General features: G+C 53.5%; 22 protein-coding genes, 1 other RNA gene and 2 pseudogenes. 15 read left to right on the top strand and 10 right to left on the bottom strand.

The window, feature by feature from the left end:
- Positions 1-106: 106 nt before the first annotated feature.
- From rseC to rpoE, 4 genes are read right to left on the bottom strand one after another with little or no spacing between them, the layout of a single operon-like run.
- Positions 107-571, bottom strand: coding sequence for a SoxR-reducing system protein RseC (rseC, locus tag ACR8BN_RS04985; protein WP_010257664.1), 465 nt, complete (start codon positions 569-571; stop codon positions 107-109).
- Complete coding sequence (gene rseB, locus ACR8BN_RS04980) at positions 568-1,524, bottom strand: sigma-E factor regulatory protein RseB (protein WP_010257666.1); 957 nt, start codon at positions 1,522-1,524, stop codon at positions 568-570. Before rseB ends, rseC begins: the two co-directional genes overlap by 4 nt.
- Complete coding sequence (gene rseA, locus ACR8BN_RS04975) at positions 1,524-2,177, bottom strand: anti-sigma-E factor RseA (protein WP_010257667.1); 654 nt, start codon at positions 2,175-2,177, stop codon at positions 1,524-1,526. The genes rseB and rseA overlap by 1 nt, the downstream gene beginning before the upstream one ends.
- 27 nt (positions 2,178-2,204) lie before the next feature.
- A complete protein-coding gene (gene rpoE / locus ACR8BN_RS04970; protein ID WP_010257669.1) occupies positions 2,205-2,783 on the bottom strand; it encodes an RNA polymerase sigma factor RpoE in 579 nt (192 codons plus the stop codon).
- 415 nt (positions 2,784-3,198) lie between these two features.
- Between rpoE and nadB the strand changes: the two genes are divergently transcribed.
- Complete coding sequence (gene nadB, locus ACR8BN_RS04965) at positions 3,199-4,818, top strand: L-aspartate oxidase (RefSeq protein WP_010671303.1); 1,620 nt, start codon at positions 3,199-3,201, stop codon at positions 4,816-4,818.
- On the opposite strand, the gene trmN is transcribed toward nadB, so the two are convergent.
- Complete coding sequence (trmN, locus tag ACR8BN_RS04960; protein WP_083069256.1) at positions 4,803-5,552, bottom strand: tRNA(1)(Val) (adenine(37)-N(6))-methyltransferase TrmN; 750 nt, start codon at positions 5,550-5,552, stop codon at positions 4,803-4,805. The two genes, nadB and trmN, sit on opposite strands and share 16 nt — an antisense overlap.
- Before the next feature lie 165 nt (positions 5,553-5,717).
- Between trmN and srmB the strand changes: the two genes are divergently transcribed.
- The gene (gene srmB, locus ACR8BN_RS04955) at positions 5,718-7,046 is read left to right on the top strand and encodes an ATP-dependent RNA helicase SrmB (protein WP_010257676.1); all 1,329 of its coding nucleotides are present in this window, start codon (positions 5,718-5,720) and stop codon (positions 7,044-7,046) included.
- Between the two features lie 217 nt (positions 7,047-7,263).
- Here the strand turns inward: srmB and grcA are convergent, their stop codons facing one another.
- Positions 7,264-7,647 carry an autonomous glycyl radical cofactor GrcA gene (gene grcA, locus ACR8BN_RS04950; RefSeq protein WP_010672180.1) on the bottom strand — a complete coding sequence of 128 codons (384 nt, stop codon included), beginning with the start codon at positions 7,645-7,647 and terminating at the stop codon, positions 7,264-7,266.
- A 242-nt stretch (positions 7,648-7,889) separates the two neighbouring features.
- On the opposite strand from grcA, the gene ung reads away from it, so the two are divergent.
- Entirely contained in the window at positions 7,890-8,570 is a 681-nt protein-coding gene (gene ung / locus ACR8BN_RS04945) for a uracil-DNA glycosylase (protein ID WP_039389654.1), read from the top strand.
- A gap of 59 nt (positions 8,571-8,629) precedes the next feature.
- On the opposite strand, the gene grpE is transcribed toward ung, so the two are convergent.
- A complete protein-coding gene (gene grpE / locus ACR8BN_RS04940) occupies positions 8,630-9,211 on the bottom strand; it encodes a nucleotide exchange factor GrpE (protein ID WP_010257683.1) in 582 nt (193 codons plus the stop codon).
- Between the two features lie 122 nt (positions 9,212-9,333).
- On the opposite strand from grpE, the gene nadK reads away from it, so the two are divergent.
- The 3 genes from nadK to bamE all read left to right on the top strand — a co-directional run bounded on the left by nadK (position 9,334) and on the right by bamE (position 12,492).
- Positions 9,334-10,212: an NAD(+) kinase gene (gene nadK, locus ACR8BN_RS04935; protein ID WP_010257685.1), complete on the top strand. Its 879-nt coding sequence runs from the start codon at positions 9,334-9,336 to the stop codon at positions 10,210-10,212.
- 84 nt (positions 10,213-10,296) lie between these two features.
- A complete protein-coding gene (recN, locus tag ACR8BN_RS04930; RefSeq protein ID WP_061901195.1) occupies positions 10,297-11,958 on the top strand; it encodes a DNA repair protein RecN in 1,662 nt (553 codons plus the stop codon).
- A 186-nt stretch (positions 11,959-12,144) separates the two neighbouring features.
- Positions 12,145-12,492: an outer membrane protein assembly factor BamE gene (gene bamE, locus ACR8BN_RS04925; protein ID WP_031594148.1), complete on the top strand. Its 348-nt coding sequence runs from the start codon at positions 12,145-12,147 to the stop codon at positions 12,490-12,492.
- Positions 12,493-12,586: 94 nt separating this feature from the next.
- Here the strand turns inward: bamE and ACR8BN_RS04920 are convergent, their stop codons facing one another.
- Complete coding sequence (locus ACR8BN_RS04920; protein ID WP_039389659.1) at positions 12,587-12,880, bottom strand: RnfH family protein; 294 nt, start codon at positions 12,878-12,880, stop codon at positions 12,587-12,589.
- A complete protein-coding gene (locus ACR8BN_RS04915) occupies positions 12,873-13,307 on the bottom strand; it encodes a type II toxin-antitoxin system RatA family toxin (RefSeq protein WP_010257692.1) in 435 nt (144 codons plus the stop codon). The genes ACR8BN_RS04920 and ACR8BN_RS04915 overlap by 8 nt, the downstream gene beginning before the upstream one ends.
- A 158-nt stretch (positions 13,308-13,465) precedes the next feature.
- Between ACR8BN_RS04915 and smpB the strand changes: the two genes are divergently transcribed.
- The 6 genes and pseudogenes from smpB to oxlT all read left to right on the top strand — a co-directional run bounded on the left by smpB (position 13,466) and on the right by oxlT (position 18,212).
- Entirely contained in the window at positions 13,466-13,948 is a 483-nt protein-coding gene (gene smpB, locus ACR8BN_RS04910; RefSeq protein ID WP_010257694.1) for an SsrA-binding protein SmpB, read from the top strand.
- A gap of 43 nt (positions 13,949-13,991) precedes the next feature.
- Positions 13,992-14,353: a transfer-messenger RNA gene (ssrA, locus tag ACR8BN_RS04905) on the top strand.
- Between the two features lie 141 nt (positions 14,354-14,494).
- A pseudogene (locus ACR8BN_RS04900) lies at positions 14,495-15,136 on the top strand (primase-like DNA-binding domain-containing protein); the annotation flags it as partial.
- Positions 15,137-15,368: 232 nt separating this feature from the next.
- Complete coding sequence (locus tag ACR8BN_RS04895; RefSeq protein WP_039389663.1) at positions 15,369-16,091, top strand: hypothetical protein; 723 nt, start codon at positions 15,369-15,371, stop codon at positions 16,089-16,091.
- 2 nt (positions 16,092-16,093) lie between these two features.
- The gene (locus ACR8BN_RS04890; protein ID WP_434747375.1) at positions 16,094-16,555 is read left to right on the top strand and encodes a hypothetical protein; all 462 of its coding nucleotides are present in this window, start codon (positions 16,094-16,096) and stop codon (positions 16,553-16,555) included.
- A 382-nt stretch (positions 16,556-16,937) separates the two neighbouring features.
- Positions 16,938-18,212 carry an oxalate/formate MFS antiporter gene (gene oxlT / locus ACR8BN_RS04885; protein WP_031594138.1) on the top strand — a complete coding sequence of 425 codons (1,275 nt, stop codon included), beginning with the start codon at positions 16,938-16,940 and terminating at the stop codon, positions 18,210-18,212.
- A gap of 134 nt (positions 18,213-18,346) precedes the next feature.
- Here oxlT and ACR8BN_RS04880 read toward each other — a convergent pair.
- Positions 18,347-18,508, bottom strand: a pseudogene (locus tag ACR8BN_RS04880) (hypothetical protein); the annotation flags it as partial.
- A 285-nt stretch (positions 18,509-18,793) separates the two neighbouring features.
- Between ACR8BN_RS04880 and ACR8BN_RS04875 the strand changes: the two are divergent.
- From ACR8BN_RS04875 to ACR8BN_RS04865, 3 genes are read left to right on the top strand one after another with little or no spacing between them, the layout of a single operon-like run.
- Positions 18,794-20,230 (top strand): circularly permuted type 2 ATP-grasp protein, encoded by a 1,437-nt coding sequence (locus ACR8BN_RS04875; protein WP_045139728.1) that lies wholly within the window; start codon positions 18,794-18,796, stop codon positions 20,228-20,230.
- Complete coding sequence (locus ACR8BN_RS04870) at positions 20,224-21,150, top strand: alpha-E domain-containing protein (RefSeq protein ID WP_031594064.1); 927 nt, start codon at positions 20,224-20,226, stop codon at positions 21,148-21,150. The genes ACR8BN_RS04875 and ACR8BN_RS04870 overlap by 7 nt, the downstream gene beginning before the upstream one ends.
- Positions 21,147-21,929, top strand: a complete 783-nt coding sequence (locus ACR8BN_RS04865; RefSeq protein WP_031594063.1) for a transglutaminase family protein — start codon at positions 21,147-21,149, stop codon at positions 21,927-21,929. Before ACR8BN_RS04870 ends, ACR8BN_RS04865 begins: the two co-directional genes overlap by 4 nt.
- Positions 21,930-21,978: the final 49 nt, after the last annotated feature.

Here is a 21,978-nt window from a genome sequence, read left to right as displayed (position 1 = left end):
CACTGTTAACGCCGCGCATAAAAGAATGGAACGTGGTGGAAGCGAAACAGATATCTGCGCGAGGCAGAACAGACAAAGGCCGCGGGATGCGCGGCCTGGACGTGCGTTACGCTTCGCTTTCAACACGCAGCGCATCGGGAGGCAAGGCGATGTTCAGAATGACCGGCTGAAAGGCTTCCCGATCGCCGAATTTCATTGAAACGCCTTTGGCGACAATAAAACCCCCGATGCCGCCCAGCAGCGCACCGCAGGCGGCGGCCAGATCGCTGCTGAACAGCGCCTGAAACAGCCCGGAAACCAGGAACAGGCCAAACAGCGGCGTCATGTAGACCAGCAGCGCTGAACCCAGCAGGCTGCTCTCTTTGATACCAAGTTCAATCCGCTGCCCCGGCTGCAGCGGCTTGCTGCTGGCGATTTGCATCACGTGGGCATTCTTCGGACCGAGCTTATTCAGCATATGGCTGCCACAGCCTTTACGCGCCTGGCAGCTGTTGCAGGAGGTTTTTGCTTCGGTGTGCAGCGTGGCGATGCCATCCTGCCATGCCACCACGGTGGCCCATTCTCTCATCATTTTTGTGACCCCAGGTCGATGCTGTCCGCAATACGTTTTGCGGTCGAGGGCGGTAATTCGCCGATCACCGCTATTTCGTTATTATTGCGTACAACGGTCTGTACCGTACGACGCCCAGTGCGCAATGTCTGCGTTGTGCTGGTTTTATCGGCCGGCGTCACGTTGATAGCGAAACTAAACAGGCCATCGCTGTAGAGCTTCGATTCCATATTTTTATTCAGACCGGGTAGCGTGCGGCGATTCTGCGACACCAGCGACATACCGGCAGGTATCCAGCCTGGCTGCCAGGTGAGCGTGACCGCATCCCCTTTCGGCACCGAAAGCGACGGAGGCAGATTGGCTTTCTCCAGCCCCTGCATCAGATTACGCACCCCTTCGTCCACCGCAAAACTGATGACGCGGAACTGCTCCAGCGTTTCGCCATCACGATCGAGCAGGTCGATGCGCAGCGGCAGCTTGGTGTCCACATCCAGCCAGACCACATAGCTGTAACGGGTGCCATCGCGTGACACGATGCGCAACACATCACACATCTGATCGGCAATGCGCGAGCGGCCTACGGTAATAAAATCATAGGCTGTGGCGAGCTTGGTGAAGTCAGCAAAAATCACCGACGGCAAAGCATCGATAATGTGATTGCCGGGGAGCGAAAAGGGATCGAGGCCGGGTTCGAAGTAACTGATATCGTTGCCACGCTGGATCACTTCCCGACGTGGCCCATCCATCTGCAACAGCTGCGCGAATATCCGGTTATCGATTACAGCATGACGATAACGCAGCGATTCGATGCCGATGCGGGAGACGTTGATATAGGCGAATTCGTAGTTGAGGTTCTGACTTGCCTGCTCCATCTGCTGCAATAGCGCCCCGGACGCAGAAGGTTGCGCCGGGGCGGCAGATGACCACAACAGGCTGCCTGTCAGCAGGCTAACAGCATACCAAAGCGGCTTCATTACTGCTGTTGCTGTCCTAATGATTGATTTCCGGGAACATCAACCTGCGCCTGTTTTGGCGCAGTGGTTTCAAACTGCAGCTGGTCAGCGTGCAGGCGACGTTGCAGTTCGTAATCCTGCAGCATGGCATTCACGCGACGACGCTGGTCCTGAACCTGCTGGTTAGAACTGTTGGTGTCAAATGCATCAGACGGTACGCCCAGGCTCACCGGAGACGCTTTGCCCATCATCGGCATCGTATTGAACACCGGAGAGTCAGAGGTCTGCGTGGCGCTGCCCTCTGGCTGGTTATAGTGCTGAACGCCTACGATCACGGCCAGTGAAACACAGGCAGCGACACCGACCTGGGTCAGTTGCGCAGCCCACGGGCGCGCTTTTTTCCAGAACGGCATTTTTTCCCAGCGGGAAGGTTCTGGCTGAGCTTCAGGGATCAGCGTTGTAACCGTACGCAACGGTTCTTTTTCGATGGCAGCAGCGACGCGCGCAGAAATATCAAAATGCAGGACATCGCCCACATCACCGCGCATGGTATCGCGAATGAGATGATAGCTTGCCCAGCTTTTCTGTAATTCTGCGTCCTTAGACAAGGCGGAAAACAGCTCGTTATCTAAGGTCTCACCATCCATTAAAGCGGAAAGTTTTTCTTTCTGCATGCCTATGTACCCTTCCAGTAGCCGTTATCACTGACGTTGGATAAGCGGTTGAACTTTGTTATCAATGGCCTCTCGCGCACGAAAGATACGTGATCGAACAGTGCCTACCGGGCAATCCATAATGACGGCGATCTCTTCATAACTCAGACCGTCCAGTTCCCTGAGGGTGATTGCCATACGCAAGTCCTCGGGTAGCGCCTCGATGGTACGAAAGACAATTTGTTTCAATTCTTCTGACAACATTAAGTTCTCAGGGTTCGAAATTTCTTTTAATGCACCCGCACTTTCGAAATTTTCTGCGTCAATAGCATCCACATCGCTGGATGGCGGACGACGCCCCTGAGCAACCAGGTAATTTTTCGCTGTATTTACCGCAATGCGGTACAGCCAGGTATAAAACGCGCTATCACCCCGGAATGAATCCAGTGCGCGATACGCTTTAATAAACGATTCCTGTACTACATCAGGTACGTCGCCCGAGGGAACATAGCGTGAAACCAGGCTCGCCACTTTATGCTGGTAACGAATCACCAGTAAGTTGAAAGCTTTTTGATCTCCCTTCTGTACGCGCTCGACAAGGACCTGGTCCGTCAACTGCTCGCTCATCCGAGGTAATGTCTCCCCAAATTTTTCATACGCATAAAAGTAACTGCCAGCACATCTCATGGTTCTGAGCAAGCATGCGCTTAGAGTTGTGATGTGGTGCGAAGTTCACTTCTCGCCCTGATATTTACCGCTCCGATGGACATTACACAGGTTCTTCGTTTTCGTTCAGTGTAAGGAGCGTAAATCGCAGGCAGAGTAACCTATGACAACAGCTTTTTCATCATTAAATCCTTTAGGTTTAATAAGTTTGCTATAAAAAACCGCGCCAAAAGCAGTCCGGTTTTAACTCACTGATATTAAGTAACTTTGGGAAATCATCAGACAAAAACCTGCGCCAGATGTTTAAAATACTTCACAGCAACCCCCATTGCGCTTATGCTCAGCCCTATTCTTGTTTAGTAAATTAAACATTATGATGAATGCGAACCCGGATTATCAGTGTGATGTACTCATTGTGGGCAGCGGTGCTGCTGGCCTGTCGCTGGCGTTACGGCTGGCAAAACAGTACCAGGTGACAGTTCTCAGTAAAGCGCAGGTCAATGAGGGGTCAACCCTTTACGCCCAGGGCGGTATTGCTGCGGTATTTGATGAGACTGACAGCATCGAGTCACACATCGAAGATACGCTGATTGCCGGAGCAGGATTATGCGACCGTGAAGCCGTCTCGTTTATCGCCAGTAATGCCCGGCATTGCGTGCAGTGGCTGATCGACAACGGTGTCGCCTTTGATCTCGATCCGCAGGCGGCCGGCGACATGCGTTATCACCTGACGCGGGAAGGCGGCCACAGTCATCGCCGTATCCTGCACAGCGCTGACGCCACCGGCCATGCGGTTGAAACGACGCTGGTAAGCCAGGCGTTGAGCCATCCCAACATCCGGATTCTGGAACGCACCAACGCGGTCGATCTGATTCTTTCAGATAAAATCGGCCTGCCAGGCCCACGCCGTGTAGTAGGCGCGTGGATCTGGAACCGCAATCGCGAACAGGTGGAAACCTGTCGGGCACGGGCCGTGGTGGTTGCAACCGGTGGTGCCGCCAAGGTCTATCAATATACGACTAACCCCGACATCGCCTCCGGTGACGGCATCGCGATGGCCTGGCGTGCCGGCTGCCGGGTTGCCAATCTGGAATTTAACCAGTTCCACCCGACCTGCCTGTTTCATCCGCAGGCGCAGAATTTCCTGTTAACCGAAGCGTTACGCGGAGAAGGTGCCTGGCTGTTGCGTCCCGATGGCAGCCGTTTCATGCCCGATTTCGATGAGCGTGCCGAACTCGCCCCGCGCGATATCGTCGCCCGGGCCATCGATCATGAGATGAAGCGACTGGGCGTTGACTGTATGTATCTGGATATCAGCCACCAGCCTGAGGAGTTTGTCCGCGCGCACTTCCCGATGATCTATGAGAAGTTGCTGACCTTTGGCTTTGACCTCACCAAAGAACCCATCCCGATTGTACCTGCCGCGCACTACACCTGTGGCGGCGTGGTCGTTGATCAGCACGGCCAGACCGACGTCAGTGGCCTCTATGCCATCGGTGAGGTGAGTTATACCGGCCTGCATGGCGCTAACCGCATGGCATCCAATTCGCTGCTGGAGTGTCTGGTTTATGGCTGGTCCGCCGCAGAGGAGCTGATTCGCACCCTGCCCGCCATCGAAGCCGTTACTGCGCTACCCGCATGGGATGAAAGCCAGGTCGATGACGCCGATGAGCGCGTGGTGATCCAGCATAACTGGCACGAGCTGCGGTTATTCATGTGGGATTACATGGGAATCGTCCGCACGACCCGGCGGCTGGAGCGGGCGCTGCGTCGCATCAACCTGCTTCAGCAGGAGATCGATGAATATTATCGTCATTTCCGCCTCTCCAATAACCTGCTGGAGCTACGGAATCTGGTGCAGGTCGCTGACCTGATGGTGCGCTGTGCGCTGGAGCGAAAAGAGAGTCGCGGCCTGCACTATATCCGCGACTACCCGGATTTACTGCCCGAGGCGCGGCCAACCATCCTGACGCCGCCGGACTACATAAAAAGGTAGAACTCCCGCGTCAGGCTACACCACTCATCAGAATAGCGGGTGTCCGGCGTGCGGATAGCAAGGCGCTCCAGCAGGTTTTCCCCGGCCTGCGGCGACAGCCCCAGCAGGACGCGGTGCGGCGGACGATGGGCATATTCCGCCACGTCCAGCCGGAAACGCAGGTGCCAGCCATCCGCCTGCGCCAGGGCGATGAATTCCTGGCCGGTCGCGGTGGGCAGCACCACGCAGAACATCCCCTCTTCTTCAATCAGTAATGCAGCACTGCGCAACAGTGTCTGATGATCGAGCGAGGCCGTGGCACGGGCGCTGTCCCGTGCCGCGGTAGAACAGGCCACGCCAGGTGCAAAATAAGGCGGATTGCTGACGATTAGCGAGTAACGTTTATCGCACTCTTCAGCCCAGTCGGCGATATCACGCTGATGTACCTGAATACGTTCAGGCCACGGCGACTGCTGCACATTCTCCTGCGCCTGAAGCGCGGCTTGCGGTTCTAGCTCAACCGCATCGATGTTGACCGGCGACGGCGTACGCTGCGCCAACATCAGCGCGATAAGCCCGCTGCCGCTGCCAATATCCAGAATACGTTTTACCCCGGCAACCGGCGCCCAGGCCCCAAGCAGAATGGCATCGGTGCCCACTTTCATCGCACAGCGATCGTGCGCGACAAAAAATTGTTTAAAGGTAAAACCGTTCTTGTTTAACTGTGGCCGTTCACGCGGCTTATCCTGCATCATTCGTCACTACCATCGTTTTTTTCCTGCCGTACGGCAGCGCATGAGTGTAACGTGACAACAGAGGGAATTCACGCGGCAGACAACCCCAGGCGCAGCCGAAACGGATTAACAGATGAAGATTCAGTCTGATCTGTCTATAATCAGCGCCCCAAACTGAGGTAGACCATGACAGTAACCACATTTTCCGAACTCGAACTCGACGAAAGCCTGCTACAAGCGTTGCAGGAAAAAGGCTTTACGCGCCCAACAGTGATCCAGGCTGCTGCAATTCCGCCCGCGCTGGAGGGCCGTGACGTTCTGGGTTCGGCACCTACAGGGACCGGGAAAACCGCCGCGTATCTGTTACCGGCGTTGCAGCACCTCCTTGATTTTCCGCGTAAGAAATCTGGCCCGCCACGCATCCTGATTGTGACCCCGACCCGCGAACTGGCGATGCAGGTCGCCGATCATGCGCGTGAGCTGGCGAAACATACCCATCTGGACATCGCCACCATCACTGGCGGCGTGGCCTATATGAACCATGCCGAAGTGTTCAGCGAAAACCAGGACATCGTGGTAGCCACCACCGGCCGTCTGCTGCAGTACATCAAAGAAGAGAACTTTGACTGCCGCGCAGTAGAAACCCTGGTGCTGGATGAAGCGGACCGCATGCTCGATATGGGCTTTGCCCAGGATATCGAAACCATCGCGGCTGAAACGCGCTGGCGCAAGCAAACCCTGCTGTTCTCCGCCACGCTGGAAGGCGACAATATCCGTGACTTCGCCGAGCGTCTGCTGAACGATCCGGTTGAGCTGGAAGCGGACCCAAGCCGCCGTGAGCGCAAAAAGATCCAGCAGTGGTATTACCGCGCTGACGATCTGCAGCATAAAACCAAATTACTGATCCATCTGCTGAAACAGCCGGATGTGACGCGCAGCATCGTCTTCGTGCGTAAGCGTGAACGTCTGCATGAGCTGGTGAGCTGGCTGCACGAAGCGGGGATTCGTAGCAGCTATCTTGAAGGCGAAATGGTGCAGGCGAAGCGTAACGAAGCGATTAAACGTCTGAGTGAAGGCCGCGTTAACGTGCTGGTTGCGACGGATATCGCCGCGCGCGGTATTGACGTTGAAGATGTCAGTCACGTCTTCAACTATGACATGACGCGCACCGCCGATACCTATCTGCACCGCATCGGGCGTACCGGTCGTGCGGGCCGTAAAGGCATCGCCATCTCACTGGTTGAAGCGCACGATTTCGTGCTGCTGGGCAAAATCACCCGCTATGTGAACGAGCCGATCAAAGCGCGCGTGATTGATGAGCTGCGTCCTGAGACGCGGGCGCCAAGTGCTAAAACGACCGGCAAACCGTCGAAAAAGGTTCTGGCGAAGCGTGCAGAGCAGAAAGCCAGTGAAACAGAAAAACCGCGTGTGAAAAAACGCCATCGTGATGCCAAAAATGTCGGCAAACGCCGTAAGGCAAGCGGCAGTACGCCAGCTAACGAGAATGCGGAATAAATCATCGCAGCCATAAAAAAATCGCCTCACAGGAGGCGATTTTTTTTATCTGATAATCAGTAACAGCCCTTTCACAAACTTTTGGCTGCCAGAGCGATTTCTTCATGACACTGGCATCAGCGTGCCGGGCAGTTAATTGTTTATCTTATTCATAATATTAATAAAAATTGCTGTGTGCGCTTTGCGCTAATTTTCAGCAACCGATAACTCAGGCTGCTCAAAGACTTTCAGTAAAGGTACGGGTAATCACGTCGCGCTGCTGCTCAGGCGTCAGTGAGTTAAAACGCACGGCATAGCCTGAAACACGGATAGTCAGCTGCGGATAGTTTTCAGGATGTTTAACTGCATCTTCCAGCGTTTCGCGACGCAGAACGTTGACGTTCAGATGCTGTCCACCTTCAACACGTACCTGAGGTTTGATTTCAACCGGCACTTCACGGTAAGCGAATTCGCCCAGCTCGCTGATGGCGACAACCTGATCTTCTTCGTAGCCCGCTTTTGCACACAGGCAACGCGCTTCGGCTTTCTCTTCGTCCAGCAGCCAGAAGGAGTTCAGTAGTTGTGAATTGTTTGATTGAGTGATCTGGATACCAGTGATCATGATTGCGTCTCCCGGGTAATACGTGGATAAATCAAATTTGAGGCCCCGGTATATCACCTTTGATTTCGGACAGTTTTGACCTGTATCAATATTAATCAGGCATTCCGGCCGCTTTTAAGCTAACCCGTTGATCTCAATACCCCTGCCACCTAAACTTAATTTGTATTATTCAAATTATTTTTGCCTTCAGGTCAGCGGCAGGAACCGCTAAGCTTATGGCACTAACGTTAAGGGAGTTAAACATGGCTGAAAAGCTGACCTGGCACGACGTGCTGGCTGAAGAGAAAGAGAAACCCTATTTTATCGAGACGCTGAAGCAGGTCGCCGATCAACGCGCCGCAGGTGTCACGGTTTATCCGCCGCAGAAAGATGTGTTCAACGCCTTTCGCCTGACGGAGCTGGGCGACGTCAACGTCGTGATACTCGGTCAGGATCCCTATCACGGGCCTCATCAGGCACACGGCCTGGCCTTCTCGGTACTGCCCGGCGTCCAGGTGCCGCCATCTCTGCAGAATATCTACAAAGAGCTGGTGCAGGATATTCCAGGCTTTCAGAAGCCTAATCATGGCTTTCTTGAGAGCTGGGCAAAACAGGGCGTGATGTTGCTGAACACCGTGTTGACGGTTGAGGCGGGCAAAGCGCATTCTCATGCGCGATTTGGCTGGGAGACCTTTACGGATAATGTGATTGCGGCGATTAACCAGCACTGTGAAGGGGTGATTTTTCTGCTGTGGGGTTCACATGCCCAGAAGAAAGGCAGCATTATCGATCGCCAGCGCCATCACGTGTTGCAGGCACCGCATCCCTCGCCGCTCTCCGCGCACCGTGGCTTTTTCGGCTGCAAACACTTTTCAACAACCAATGAGCTGCTGAGCGCTGCCGGTAAAAAGCCGGTGGACTGGACGCCGGTTTTACCTGACTGACGCCAGAAAGCACACGGCCGCGTCAGTGCGCGGCCGTGTAACGGGATTCAGGCGTTGAATCAGCTTTTAGCTTTGGAAACCGCAACCATCGCCGGGCGCAGCAGGCGACCATTCAGCGTATAGCCACGCTGCATGACCAGCATGACATGGTTAGGCTCAAACTCTTCAGACTCCATCATCGACATCGCCTGATGCACTTCCGGGTTAAACGGCACGCCGGTTTCGCCGACCACTTCAACACCGAATTTACGCACGGCGCCCAGCAGGCCTTTCAGGGTCAGTTCAATCCCTTCAATCATCGAAGCCAGCTGTGGGTCCTCTTTGTTCGCCACTTCCAGCGCACGTTCGAGGCTGTCGATCACCGGCAGCAGTTCGTTGGCAAACTTCTCAAGCGCAAATTTGTGCGCCTTCTCAACGTCCATCTCGGCACGACGACGAATGTTCTCAATCTCTGCCTGCGCACGCAGCTGGGCATCGCGCACACCGGTCTGTGACTGCGCTAATTCAGCTTCGAGCTGAGCAATACGCTCATCACGCGGATCCACCTCTGCCGCTGTCTCCGCTTCCTGAGGTTGCTGCTGATCCTGCTGAATTTCGTCTGAGACTTGCTCGTTTGGGGTGTTCTGTTCTTTACTACTCATGAATTTCTCCGCGTTTTGCACATTCATTTCGCTGGTTGGCTTATTATGGGGATTGGTATGACGGATTCAAGGGAACCTATCACATTGCCTTACCGTTTTGGCTTATAAGGAACACCGACCAGATGAACAAACACTTTAACTGCATTGGTATTGTGGGTCATCCGCGCCATCCCACCGCGTTAACCACGCATGAGATGCTCTGGCGCTGGCTGACAGCCAAAGGTTATCAAGTGATCGTTGAGAAGCAAATTGCGCAGGAGCTGTCGCTTCACGACGTACAGACGGGCACGCTGGCGGAGATTGGTCAGCAGGCTGATTTAGCGGTCGTGGTGGGCGGTGATGGCAATATGCTGGGCGCAGCGCGAGTGCTGGCGCGCTACGACATTAAAGTGATTGGGATTAACCGCGGTAATCTCGGCTTTCTTACCGACCTTGACCCGGACAATGCGCAGCAGCAGCTGGATGAGGTGCTGCAGGGCAACTATTTCGTCGAGAGCCGCTTTCTGCTGGAAGCGCAGGTGTGCAAATCTGACTGCTCGCCGCGCATTGGCTCCGCTATCAACGAAGTGGTGCTGCATCCCGGCAAAGTCGCGCACATGATCGAATTTGAAGTCTATATCGATGAAGTGTTCGCCTTCTCCCAGCGATCGGATGGGCTGATTATCTCAACCCCCACCGGCTCGACCGCCTATTCACTCTCTGCGGGCGGCCCGATTCTGACGCCGTCACTAGAAGCGATTGTGCTGGTGCCGATGTTCCCGCATACGCTGTCAGCGCGGCCATTGGTGATCAACAGCAGCAGTACCATCCGTTTGCGCTTTTCATCGCGCCGCAGCGACCTGGAAATCAGCTGTGACAGCCAGATTGCACTGCCGATTCAGGAAGGCGAAGATGTACTGATACGACGCAGCGCCAATCACCTGAACCTGATTCACCCCAAAAACTACAGCTATTTCAATACGCTGAGTTCAAAACTGGGCTGGTCAAAAAAATTGTTCTGAAATGCGGCCTCCCCTCTTTACTGGATAAAAAACCAGTTTATACTGTATGAAAAACCATATGTGTTTATTCATACAGGTGAACCTATGCTGGCCCAACTGACCATCAGTAATTTCGCTATCGTTCGTGAGCTCGACATTGATTTTCAACGCGGCATGACAGCAATCACTGGTGAGACCGGTGCCGGTAAGTCTATCGCGATTGATGCGCTGGGGTTATGTCTGGGTGGTCGTGCTGATGCCGACATGGTGCGTCAGGGCGCCAGCCGGGCCGACCTCTGCGCCCGCTTCCAGCTTAAGTCCTCCCCTTCTGCTCAGCGCTGGCTGATTGATAATCATCTGGACGATGGCAATGAATGTCTGCTGCGCCGGGTTATCAGCGCTGACGGACGTTCCCGCGGCTTTATCAATGGCACGGCGGTGCCGCTCTCTCAGCTGCGCGATCTTGGCCAGTTACTGATTCAGATCCACGGCCAGCATGCCCATCAGCTTCTGCTCAAACCAGACCACCAGAAACATCTGCTGGATGCCTATGCCGGTCACGACGATCTGCTGCAGCAAATGCGCGCCAGCTATCAGACCTGGCATCAGAGCTGCCGCACCCTGGCACTGCATCAGCAGCAGGCGCAGGAGCGCGAATCCCGCCGCGAGCTGTTGCAGTATCAGCTGAAAGAGCTGAACGACTTCGCTCCGCAGCAGGGTGAATATGAGCAGATCGACGAAGAGTATAAGCGTCTGGCCAACAGCGGACAGCTGCTGTCGACCAGCCAGCAGGCACTGCAACTGTTAGCTGACAGCGATGATAATAATCTCAACAGCCTGCTCTATAGCGCGCGTGAGATGATTTCAGAACTGACCTCGCTGGATGAGAAGCTGAACGGTGTACATAACCTGCTGGAAGAGGCGGCGATTCAGCTGAGCGAAGCCAGCGATGAGCTGCGCCACTACTGCGACAGCCTCGATCTGGATCCTAACCGCCTGTATGAACTGGAACAGCGTATTTCGCGCCAGATCGCCTTAGCCCGTAAACATCATGTCACCCCTGAAGGGCTACCTGAACTGCATCAGCAACTGCTGGCAGAAGCGGAACTGCTGTCTCAGCATGAGAGCGATCAGGAGAGCCTGCAATTACTGGTGGGTGAACACTATCAGGCCGCGCTGCAAAGCGCAGAGCAGCTGCACCAGCAGCGCAGCCACTATGCAGATGAGTTGCAGCTGCTGATTACCCAGAGTATGCATCTGCTCTCGATGCCGCATGGTCAGTTTAAAATCGCGCTGACCTTTAACCCGGATCAGCTGACCGCAGACGGTGCGAGCCGCGTTGATTTCCAGGTGACGACTAACCCAGGTCAGCCACTACAGCCACTGGGCAAAGTTGCTTCGGGCGGTGAACTGTCACGTATCGCCCTGGCGATTCAGGTCATCACCGCGAAGAAAATGGAAACGCCAGCGATGATTTTCGATGAAGTGGATGTCGGGATCAGCGGCCCGACCGCCGCTGTGGTCGGTAAACTGTTGCGTCAGCTGGGCGAATCGACTCAGGTGATGTGCGTAACCCACCTGCCGCAGGTTGCCGGTTGTGGTCATCAGCATTTTTATGTCAGCAAAGAGACTGATGGTGCGATGACCGAGACCCATATGCAGCCGCTGGACAAGCGTGCACGTCTGCAGGAACTGGCGCGGCTGCTGGGTGGCAGCGAGGTCACACGCAACACCCTGGCCAACGCAAAAGAACTTTTAGCCGCATAACAGCGCACTTTTTTAACCGGCTGGGGTCATAAGCTTGCTCTGTAGAGGTTTCCAATAGCGAAAAGGTTTATTATCATCGGCACTTATGTCGCCAAAGTAATAAAGCCTGCCGCAGGCAGAGTTCAGATTTTGATGGCAAGAAAACCGCCTGTAAAAGGCGTTTGGCCCCGGAAAAGGAATGTATAGATGCGCTGTAAAACGCTGACTGCCGCGGCAGTAGTAATGTTGATGATGACCGCCGGATGTTCCACCTTAGAGCGCGTGGTCTATCGTCCTGATATCAACCAGGGTAACTATCTGGTAGCCAACGACGTAGCCAAGATCCATACCGGTATGACACAGCAACAGGTGGCTTACACGCTCGGTACGCCGATGATGAAAGACCCATTTGGCAGCAACGTATGGTATTACGTTTTCCGTCAGGAGCCAGGTCATGAGCGCGTGAAGCAGCAGACGCTGACGCTGAACTTTGATGGTAACGGTGTTCTGACTAACATCGACAATAAGCAGAACCTGGTCAGCAACAGCGACTGATTGAACGTGAGACCGTTTAAACGGCAGACAGCAAAAAGGCGCACTGAGCGCCTTTTTTATGCCCGCTATCCACTGAGCCTGACAGGATAGCGGCTTATTTTTTGCTTTCTGCCGCCCGCTCTGCGCGCTGACGGCGCAGCTCTTTGGGATCGGCAATCAGCGGACGATAGATCTCAATACGATCGCCTTCATTAACCTCATCACCCAGCTTCACTGGCCGACTGTAGATGCCGACTTTGTTACTGCTGAGGTCAATCTCCCGACGCAGTTCCAGTAGCCCTGACTTGTGGATGGCCTGCTCTACCGTGCTGCCCTGCTCCACTTTCACGTAAAGCTGATACTGTTTTTCAGGTAAGGCGTAGACCACCTCAACGGAGATCTCAGGCACTGTAGACCTCTTTGGCACGCTGAGTGAAAGCCTGCACCATGCTGTTGGCAAGCTCTTTGAAGATACGTCCAAAGGCCATCTCTACCAGCATGTTGGTGAATTCAAACTCCAGGCTTAATTCAACCTTGCAGGCGTCATCGCCCAGCGAGACGAACTTCCAGCCGCCGGTCAGCTTGCGGAACGGTCCATCAACCAGTTGCATATGGATGCTCTGGTTATCTGTCAGGGTATTGCGGGTGGTAAATGTCTTGCTGATGCCCGCTTTCGACACATCCACGGACGCAGTCATCTGATTATCTGACGCATCCAACACGCGGCTTCCGGTGCAACCCGGCAGGAATTGCGGATAGGCATCCACATCATTTACAAGTTTGTACATCTGCCCGGCACTAAACGGGACCAGCGCCGAACGACTAATCTGAGCCATAATGGTTCCTGTTCATCACGAAACCGCTGAATAATAGCATTTTCAGCGATTAAACAAAAATGTCCCCGAGTGAGGGTGTGCTAGAATATCCCGTTTCCTGCCGCCCCGCTGGACTGGGGATGCGATAACCGACTAAGTGATGTAAAATACGCCGCACTATGACAAAGAAAAAAGCACACAAACCCGGTTCTGCCACTGTTGCCATGAACAAACGCGCCCGTCACGAGTACTTCATTGAAGAGGAGTACGAAGCGGGATTGTCGTTACAAGGATGGGAAGTTAAGTCACTTCGTGCTGGTAAAGCCAACATCAGCGACAGCTATATTCTGCTGCGCGATGGCGAAGCCTTTCTGTTCGGTTCAACCTTTCAACCCTTAGCCGTTGCCTCCAGTCACGTGGTCTGTGACCCGACGCGCAGCCGTAAGCTGCTGCTGAAGCAACGTGAACTCGACTCCCTGTATGGCCGCGTCAACCGCGAAGGCTACACCATCGTGGCGCTGTCGCTGTACTGGAAGAACGCCTGGTGCAAACTGAAGATTGGTGTTGCACGCGGTAAGAAAGAGCACGACAAGCGCGATGATATCAAAGACCGCGAATGGCAATTAGACAAAGCACGTATCATGAAGAATTCAAAGCGTTAAGCACTGGATTTTGAGTTGTTTTGTTGTTAGTATTTGAAGTTCTGGGGCTGATTCTGGACTCGACGGGATTGTGAAGCCTTAGGAGCATGCCGAGGGGCGGTTTGCCTCGTAAAAAGCCGCAAAAAAATAGTCGCAAACGACGAAAACTACGCACTAGCAGCTTAATAACCTGCTTAGAGCCTTCTCTCCCTAGCTTCCGCTCTTAAGACGGGGATCAAGAGAAGTCAAACCCAAAAGAGATCGCGTGGATGCCTTGCCTGGGGTTGAAGCGTTAAATCCAATCAGGCTAGTCTGTTAGTGGCGTGTCTGTTCGCAGCTAACCGGCGAATGTAAAAACTGACTAAGCATGTAGTGCCGACGGTGTAGTAATTTCGGACGCGGGTTCAACTCCCGCCAGCTCCACCAAAATTCTTTCGCGGCGATACCAGAATTGTCCGCTGAAGTCCTGAAAGCCCGCATGGCGCAAGCCCTGCGGGCTTTTTTGTGTTTGTGATTAGCCGAAGTCATCCAAACCAATTCGGTAATTTTGTAGCAGTGACGGTGCGCATCAAAGCCATTAACGGCGGCGATACTTTGTCCGTAGATCCGAAGTACTGCGACGCCTACTCAACGCACATTCCGGCGGTAAACAACAACCCGATGCGCTTCACCGACCGCAGCGGGGGCGTATCACGCCGCCGGGTGATCCTGCACTTCCCGGAAATCATCCCGGCAGACGAGCGCGACCCGCAGCTGAAGGAAAAAATCAGCGGTGAGCTGGCCGTTATCGTGCGCCAGCTGATACAGCAGTTCAGCCAGCCACAGGATGCAAGGGCGTTGCTTCAGTCGCAGCAGAACTCTGACGAGGCGATGCGCATCAAGCGCGATGCGGATCCGATGGTGGACTTCTGCAGCTTCCTGATCACGATGCCGGAGCCAAACGCGCTTTATATGGAGAACGCCAGCATCAGGCCGCTTCAGCCCAGGCGTTACCTTTATCACGCCTGTCTGGCCTTTATGGAAGGCAACGGATACAAGAATCCGCTCAGCATGAAGATGTTCGGCCTGTCGCTGGAAAGCATTATGCGGGAGTACGGACAGCACTACATGAAGCGGCGGACAAAGCTGGGGATACAGACCAACCTTTACCTGGCGGAAGAAAGCAGCACCGACTGGCTGCCGAAGTGCGACGATCCGGCAGCAGCCTGACTACCCGAACCGGCGAAAGCCGGTTTTTTTACGCTCATGCTTCATCGCGGATGAAGGATATCCGTTATACCACACCCACCAATAACAATTTAAGCTATTGTTTATTAATGCAAAAACTCAAAGATGAATAGTGTGAAAGATTTTCTATAAAATCATTTTTAACAGGATGATTTGATTTTTGATCCCCAGCTTGTTTTGGTACAGTCAGGCAAATGCGGGAAATGGAGTAAAAATGGACACTTCTTTTTTGAACTCAATGGATAGTCGCGGACGCGAGCGATTTGAAGAAGCTGTTAATGCGCTTCAGGGGGATGTTTCAGCGGCAGCGGCCCGGCTTTCAGTAGATCCTCGTTTACGTCTTGAATATTCAAAGCGCATTAAAGAAATGGCTGAAGACCTCAGATCACGGGCTAATCTCGGCCTCATCACATGGGAACAGGCTGCACGTGAGGCCCACGAAACTCGAAACCTGATAATGGATATGGTCCGATCGAGAAGTACTCCGCTGGGCCGTGCAATGGCAGAGCAGATGAAATCATCTGGCAAAACGCTGAATGAGTTAGTAGCAAAAAAAGCAACTTCACTTTTCGGTCCCACGGCCAATTTTAATACCCTTTCTGAAACGCAAAAAAATCAGGTTTATGCCAGCATTGTTGAATCAGCTGGTAAATCCAACCCGCAAGTTAATCTGAGGATGATGCGGCTTTCCCGCGCAGGAAAAGGACTAATAGTACTTTCTATTGCCATCTCCTTTTATGAAATCTATACAGCTGAGAACAAGGTTTCAGAAATGGGGAGACAGCTGGCTATTAACGGTGCGGGCATTGCGGGAGGAGCTGCTGGCGGAGCGATGGCTGGGTTAATGTGCGGTCCGGGTGCGCCAGTCTGCGTTGTCCTCGGTGGATTTGTGGGAGGCGCAGTCGCTGCGTGGGAGATGGGACGTATATGGAGATAAGTATGCAGCCGGTTAATACAGTGGCTTTGATTGAAAACAGTCCGGCGACTGAATTTAAACAAGCGAAGTCAGAAGTGATTGTTGCAGGGAAAACAACCGGTGTTATTGTTTCCGGCCATGTACTGGAGGCGGCAGTTCAGGTTGATAATGACCGCTACCTTATTTTCACCACGGATGATGTAATTTATGAAGAATTTCTTACGGTAACGCTGATTAGTCTCAATGATGGCGTTCTTGAATCTTTGCAGTTAGATAATGAATATTCCTCCGGTTTTTTTGAAAAGCTCAGTACAAGCCGTGAAAGCGTTCACTTTCACTTTATTGATGATGCAGTCTGGACGATAAAGGTTGCCGATTCACCGCGTTTACGTCTTCCCTTCTTTTCAGATCCACGCGGTGTTAAGCGAACATCAGGCTTAAAAACTTATATGACAATCATGGCAGAACCATCATCGAAGTCCTGAGAGCCCGTAAGGTGAAAGCCTTACGGGCTTTTTTGTACCCCCAATCCGAGAATTTCAGGCACCTGGTCAACTTTTCGACAAACGTCATTAGTGCATCATCCCGGAAATCAAAATGTACCGGATTGCTTTTCGGGCCATCACCCCTCTTCCCACGCACCATCTCAGCGCACTGTTTTTTGCAGCCCATAACATTTACTCCCCCCACCATTCCATTACCAGTTGAATTTAATGCCTTTTTTAAACTGGCACACATCCTGCTTCCTGCTTGTGGCTTCACGTATACATCTGCGTGTCAGGATGAAGGTTTCGGGGATGGAGCATTAGCAGGTAATGCGACAAAAAAGTGGTTAAGCAGAGCAAAGCGTAATTTTGGAGACAGACAATGGCCTCGATGAGCGAACCGGTGGTAATAGCGAAACACAGCAAGTGGGTACAGCTTCTGCTTGGATTACTTTGCATGGCGTCAATTTCCAGTCCGCAGTACGTCTGGACGCTGTTAACCAAACCTATGATTGCTAAACTCGGCGTCGGGCTGGCGGAACTACAGGTAACGTTCTCGCTGCTGATTATTCTGCAGACATTTTTCTCACCCTTCCAGGGTCGACTGGTAGAGCGTTTTGGTCCACGTCTGCTGATCTCTATCGGTACACTAATGGCAGGTTTTAGCTGGGTAATCGCCGCCCGGGTCAATAGCCTGACTTCACTGTATCTGGTCTATGGCTGCCTTGGCGGACTGGGTACGGGTATTGTTTATATCGGCGTGGTGGGACTGGTAATGAAGTGGTTTCCACAGCAGCGCGGTTTTGCCGCCGGAACTGTGGCCGCGGGCTACGGCATGGGGGCAATTTTTACCACCTTCCCGATTTCCATTTCTCTTAACAGCTACGGGCTGGAACAGACAATGACCATATTTGGCCTGCTCTTTGCCGCCGTGGGTCTTCTCGCCAGTCAAAGCCTGAGACTGCCTGAAACCAGCATGACGATGTCGGTCAGCAAAATACCGTCGCCTGTGCCGGACCAGCGCCAGTTCAGGTCCGGGGAAATGCTGCGCCAGCCACTGTTCTGGCTGATGTTCATCATGATGACCATGATGTCGACATCGGGACTGATGGTGACCTCGCAGATGGCGATTTTTGCCGAAGACTTCGGCATCAGCAAGGCGGTAATTTTCGGTATGGCCGCGCTGCCCCTGGCGCTGACTATCGACCGTTTCACTAACGGTTTAACACGCCCACTGTTTGGTTTTATTTCTGACCGCTACGGCCGCGAAAATACTATGTTTGTTGCCTTCGCGCTGGAAGGTGTTGCGATGACGCTGTGGCTTGCCTGCCGCGAAGATCCGTTGCTATTCGTACTGCTTTCAGGCGTAGTGTTCTTTGGCTGGGGTGAAATCTTCTCGCTGTTCCCATCCACACTGACCGACACCTTTGGCAGTGAAAATGCTTCAGCGAACTATGGTTGGTTGTATATTTCACAGGGTATCGGCGCAATCTTTGGCGGTCCGCTGGCGGCACTGATGTATCAGCACACCCATAACTGGCACCTGGTCTTTGGCTGCGCTATTACCTTCGACTTTATCACCGCCGGTCTGGCGTTATGGGTGCTCAAGCCCTGGCGTACGCGATTCTTGCACGCGCAAAATAATCTTTCACACTGATTATCGGGTAGTGAACAAAGCTCGTAAAACAGCTTCCCCACTTCGTGCAGTGCCAGTGAAAATATCCCGTCAGTCAGATTGCGGACACAGAAAACAGCCGGGACCTCAACCGTCCCGGCCAGAACATTACGCCAGAAACTATAATCAACCGCAGCGAAATATCTGCTGCCATGTTCGTTATAGCTATAGTCGCCACGGTTGAGATTTTTATCGGTCAGATTCAAAACCCCTGCGCGGATCTTTACCGTTTTACTCACCTTATACGACCCGCCTGTATTCCAGATGGAGTATCCGCCCAGCGCATCGGAGTCGTATAAGGACGACATTATCCCGCGCACCACTTCGATACGTTTGATCGATTCCGCGGGGATTCAGCTCAGATCGGAATCGTTATGGCGAAGGTGGTTTTTTGTCCACCACGGCACATTTAGCGCCATATTAAGACACTCCCGCGCTGGGCCTGCACCAAAAAAGGGCTTTGGACGTTGCAACACTACGTCTTTGCACCGTTTCGCTTCTTCAGATGCTGGCACACTTTATGCTTGGGTAGATTGACAGCCTTTAACGTCTGCGAGGTGACGATGCTGAATATCAATCTCTCCGCTTCACCCTTTTTTGATGAGATGCTTCTGGCTGAAGGTGAGCACCGTGACCACTACGCCGCCTACTGGCAATGGCTGCAACAGGCTGACCACCTGGCTATACAGCGCAAGCGGGAAGAAGCCGCCCTCCTGTTTCACCGGGTAGGTATTACCTTCAATGTCTACGATGACGATAATGGTGCTGAGCGGTTGATCCCGTTCGACAGCGTGCCACGTATTATACCGGCCGCCGAATGGGCCATGCTCGATGCCGGCATTCGCCAGCGTGTGCAGGCACTCAATGCCTTCCTCTACGATATCTACCATGAACAACATATTCTGAAGGCGGGAATCATTCCGGCAGAACAGGTTCTGGCTAACGAACAGTATCAACCCTGTATGCAAGGCGTTGATCTCCACCGTGATATCTATGCGCATATTGTTGGCGTAGATATGGTGCGCAACAGTGATGGCGAATATTACGTCCTGGAAGATAATCTGCGTACCCCCTCCGGCGTCTCCTATATGCTGGAGAACCGTAAAATGATGATGCGGCTCTATCCGGAACTCTTTGCGCAGCAACGCATTGCTCCCGTAGAACGCTATCCATCGCATCTTTTACAAACGCTTCGCGAAAGCTCACCGATTAACGATCCCACCGTGGTGGTATTGACCCCAGGCCGCTTTAACAGCGCTTACTTCGAACACAGCTTCCTGGCCCAGCAGATGGGCGTTGAACTGGTTGAAAGCGCCGATCTGTTCGTTAAGGATGGCATGCTGTTCATGCGCACGACTGCCGGGCCATGCAGAATACATGTGATCTATCGTCGGGTTGATGACGCCTTCCTCGATCCGCTGGCATTCCGCCCGGACTCCATGCTCGGCGTACCGGGACTGCTGTCGGTTTACCGGGCTGGCAATGTCGTCCTGGCCAATGCCATCGGCACTGGCGTGGCTGATGACAAATCTATCTACCCCTACGTACCGGATATGGTGCGCTTTTATCTGCAGGAAGAACCGATCCTCAACAACGTGCCAACCTGGCAGTGCAGACATAAAAATGAGCTGTCGTATGTGCTGGCCAACCTCGAAAAAATGGTCGTGAAAGAGGTTCACGGTGCTGGCGGTTACGGCATGTTGATTGGACCCGCCGCGAACAAAGCTGAACTCGCCCACTTCCGTGACCTGTTGCTGGCTCGTCCGCAGAATTATATCGCGCAAAACACGCTGGCGTTGTCCACCTGTCCCACTTTTGTCAACGACGGACTGGCACCACGTCATATCGACCTCCGACCCTTTGCGCTGAGTGGTGCGGAGATTCGACTGGTGCCCGGCGGCCTTACCCGCGTCGCGTTGACGGAAGGTTCGTTGGTCGTCAATTCGTCACAGGGCGGCGGAACCAAGGACACCTGGGTACTGGAGGATGATATATGCTGAGCCGGACAGCCAGTGAACTCTATTGGATGGCCCGCTATCTGGAGCGGGCAGAAAATATCGCCAGGGTACTGGACGTCACCAACAAGCTGTCGATGATGCCAATCCGCAACGGGGGTAATCATGATCTGCTGGTACCGCTCAACCTGACCAGCACCAGCGAGCTGTATGCTGAGACCAACCCGACACTGACGATGCCCAATCTGGTCAGTTTTTTCGCCCTGGATAGCCGGAATTACAGCAGCATTTTTAGTTGTCTGCAGATGGGCTGGAACAACGCGCATGCGGTACGTGGCAGTCTGTCATCCGAAGTCTGGGAATGTATCAATGCCACCTGGATCGCGATGAAATCGATACGCCGTCAGGGCATAGGCTCAGACGGTGCCGATGCCTTCTTTGACTGGGTGAAAGAGCGATCTCATCTGTTCCGTGGTGCCATGTTCGGTACCCTGCTCCGCAGCGACGCGATGCACTTTATTCGTCTCGGGACGCTGCTGGAACGGGCTGATGGCACCGCCCGTCTGCTGGAGGTGAAAAACAGGCTGATGGATATTGATGACGATCCGGTGCGCGAATATTACCGCATGGACACACTGCTGCAGGCGGTAAGCGCGCGCGAAGCCTACCATAGTATTTATAAGCAGCCGCTGAGCCGGGAGACCATCGCCGAACTGATGATCCTGCGCAACGAGCTGCCGCGTTCGTTGCTGGCGTGTATCAACGATATGGTTCAGCAACTGGAGCTGATAGGTGGCCGTGCAAACCAGCCACGCCGCCTGGCGCACATCCTGCACGCCGAGCTGCGCTTTAGTTCCATGAAAGACCTCAGCAGAATCGGGCTGAACAACTGGCTGGAAGCCTTTCTCGCCCAGTTAAACGAGATCGCCGAAAGTATTCATCACACTTATCTGGAGGCGCAATGAAACTTAGCATTGAGCACAACACGCATTATCGCTACGACCAGGCGGTGCAACGGAGTATCCAGTACCTGCGGCTGACGCCTCAGGAATCGCCTCATCAACGCATACTATCCTGGGAACTGACCTTACCGGATAAGGCGGTTTGCACCACTGATGCCTTCGGCAACATCATGCATGTGCTGACACTCGATGAACCGCATGAGTCCATTACCATTCAGGCACATGGCGTGGTGGAGATTGAACACGGCATTGAAGATCAGGCGCAGGGGCATTTGTCACCGCTAGTTTTCCTGCGCCACAGTCCGCTGACCCAGCCCGATACGGCGATTCAGGCTTTTGCCCTGCGCTATTATCAACCCCAGGCGATTCTGACCACCCTGGAAAATCTGATGGGAGACCTGCTGCTCAGGATGCCTTACACCCCTGGCTCTACCCTTGTGACCGACAGTGCCGCTGAGGCTTTCGCCGCCGGTAGCGGAGTGTGCCAGGATCATACTCATGTCTTTCTGAGCTGCTGCCGTAGCCTGAATATACCGGCACGCTACGTCAGCGGTTACCTGCACAGCAAAGATTCTGCACATGTCGCGACCCATGCCTGGGCCGAAGTCTGGGTGGAAGACCGCTGGCACTGCTTTGACATTACCAACAATACCCGTATACCTGATCAACATCTTAAGCTTGCTGTGGGTATTGATTACCTGGATGCCTGTCCGGTGCGCGGTTTACGCATTGGCGGTGGATACGAAGATATGTGCGCGATTGCCGCCGTACAAATGATGTAGATTGACCTGTAGCGACTTGCTGATAGTGAAAACTTCATGCACGCTGATG

This window comes from Pantoea sp. Lu_F5_004, from assembly GCF_051136245.1.
GTDB lineage: Bacteria > Pseudomonadota > Gammaproteobacteria > Enterobacterales > Enterobacteriaceae > Pantoea > Pantoea agglomerans.
This window is presented reverse-complemented; position numbering and strand designations above follow the sequence as displayed.

Coding starts and splice junctions, on each gene's coding strand:
- rseB (WP_010257666.1), bottom strand. CDS start 1,524: ATGAAGCCGCTTTGGTATGCTGTTAGCCTGCTGACAGGCAGCCTGTTG.
- ACR8BN_RS04870 (WP_031594064.1), top strand. CDS start 20,224: ATGCTGAGCCGGACAGCCAGTGAACTCTATTGGATGGCCCGCTATCTG.
- ACR8BN_RS04865 (WP_031594063.1), top strand. CDS start 21,147: ATGAAACTTAGCATTGAGCACAACACGCATTATCGCTACGACCAGGCG.
- nadK (WP_010257685.1), top strand. CDS start 9,334: ATGAACAAACACTTTAACTGCATTGGTATTGTGGGTCATCCGCGCCAT.
- rseA (WP_010257667.1), bottom strand. CDS start 2,177: ATGCAGAAAGAAAAACTTTCCGCTTTAATGGATGGTGAGACCTTAGAT.
- recN (WP_061901195.1), top strand. CDS start 10,297: ATGCTGGCCCAACTGACCATCAGTAATTTCGCTATCGTTCGTGAGCTC.
- ung (WP_039389654.1), top strand. CDS start 7,890: ATGGCTGAAAAGCTGACCTGGCACGACGTGCTGGCTGAAGAGAAAGAG.
- grcA (WP_010672180.1), bottom strand. CDS start 7,647: ATGATCACTGGTATCCAGATCACTCAATCAAACAATTCACAACTACTG.
- ACR8BN_RS04915 (WP_010257692.1), bottom strand. CDS start 13,307: ATGGCTCAGATTAGTCGTTCGGCGCTGGTCCCGTTTAGTGCCGGGCAG.
- nadB (WP_010671303.1), top strand. CDS start 3,199: ATGAATGCGAACCCGGATTATCAGTGTGATGTACTCATTGTGGGCAGC.
- oxlT (WP_031594138.1), top strand. CDS start 16,938: ATGGCCTCGATGAGCGAACCGGTGGTAATAGCGAAACACAGCAAGTGG.
- srmB (WP_010257676.1), top strand. CDS start 5,718: ATGACAGTAACCACATTTTCCGAACTCGAACTCGACGAAAGCCTGCTA.
- bamE (WP_031594148.1), top strand. CDS start 12,145: ATGCGCTGTAAAACGCTGACTGCCGCGGCAGTAGTAATGTTGATGATG.
- ACR8BN_RS04875 (WP_045139728.1), top strand. CDS start 18,794: ATGCTGAATATCAATCTCTCCGCTTCACCCTTTTTTGATGAGATGCTT.
- ACR8BN_RS04890 (WP_434747375.1), top strand. CDS start 16,094: ATGCAGCCGGTTAATACAGTGGCTTTGATTGAAAACAGTCCGGCGACT.
- smpB (WP_010257694.1), top strand. CDS start 13,466: ATGACAAAGAAAAAAGCACACAAACCCGGTTCTGCCACTGTTGCCATG.
- ACR8BN_RS04895 (WP_039389663.1), top strand. CDS start 15,369: ATGGACACTTCTTTTTTGAACTCAATGGATAGTCGCGGACGCGAGCGA.
- grpE (WP_010257683.1), bottom strand. CDS start 9,211: ATGAGTAGTAAAGAACAGAACACCCCAAACGAGCAAGTCTCAGACGAA.
- rpoE (WP_010257669.1), bottom strand. CDS start 2,783: ATGAGCGAGCAGTTGACGGACCAGGTCCTTGTCGAGCGCGTACAGAAG.
- trmN (WP_083069256.1), bottom strand. CDS start 5,552: ATGATGCAGGATAAGCCGCGTGAACGGCCACAGTTAAACAAGAACGGT.
- rseC (WP_010257664.1), bottom strand. CDS start 571: ATGATGAGAGAATGGGCCACCGTGGTGGCATGGCAGGATGGCATCGCC.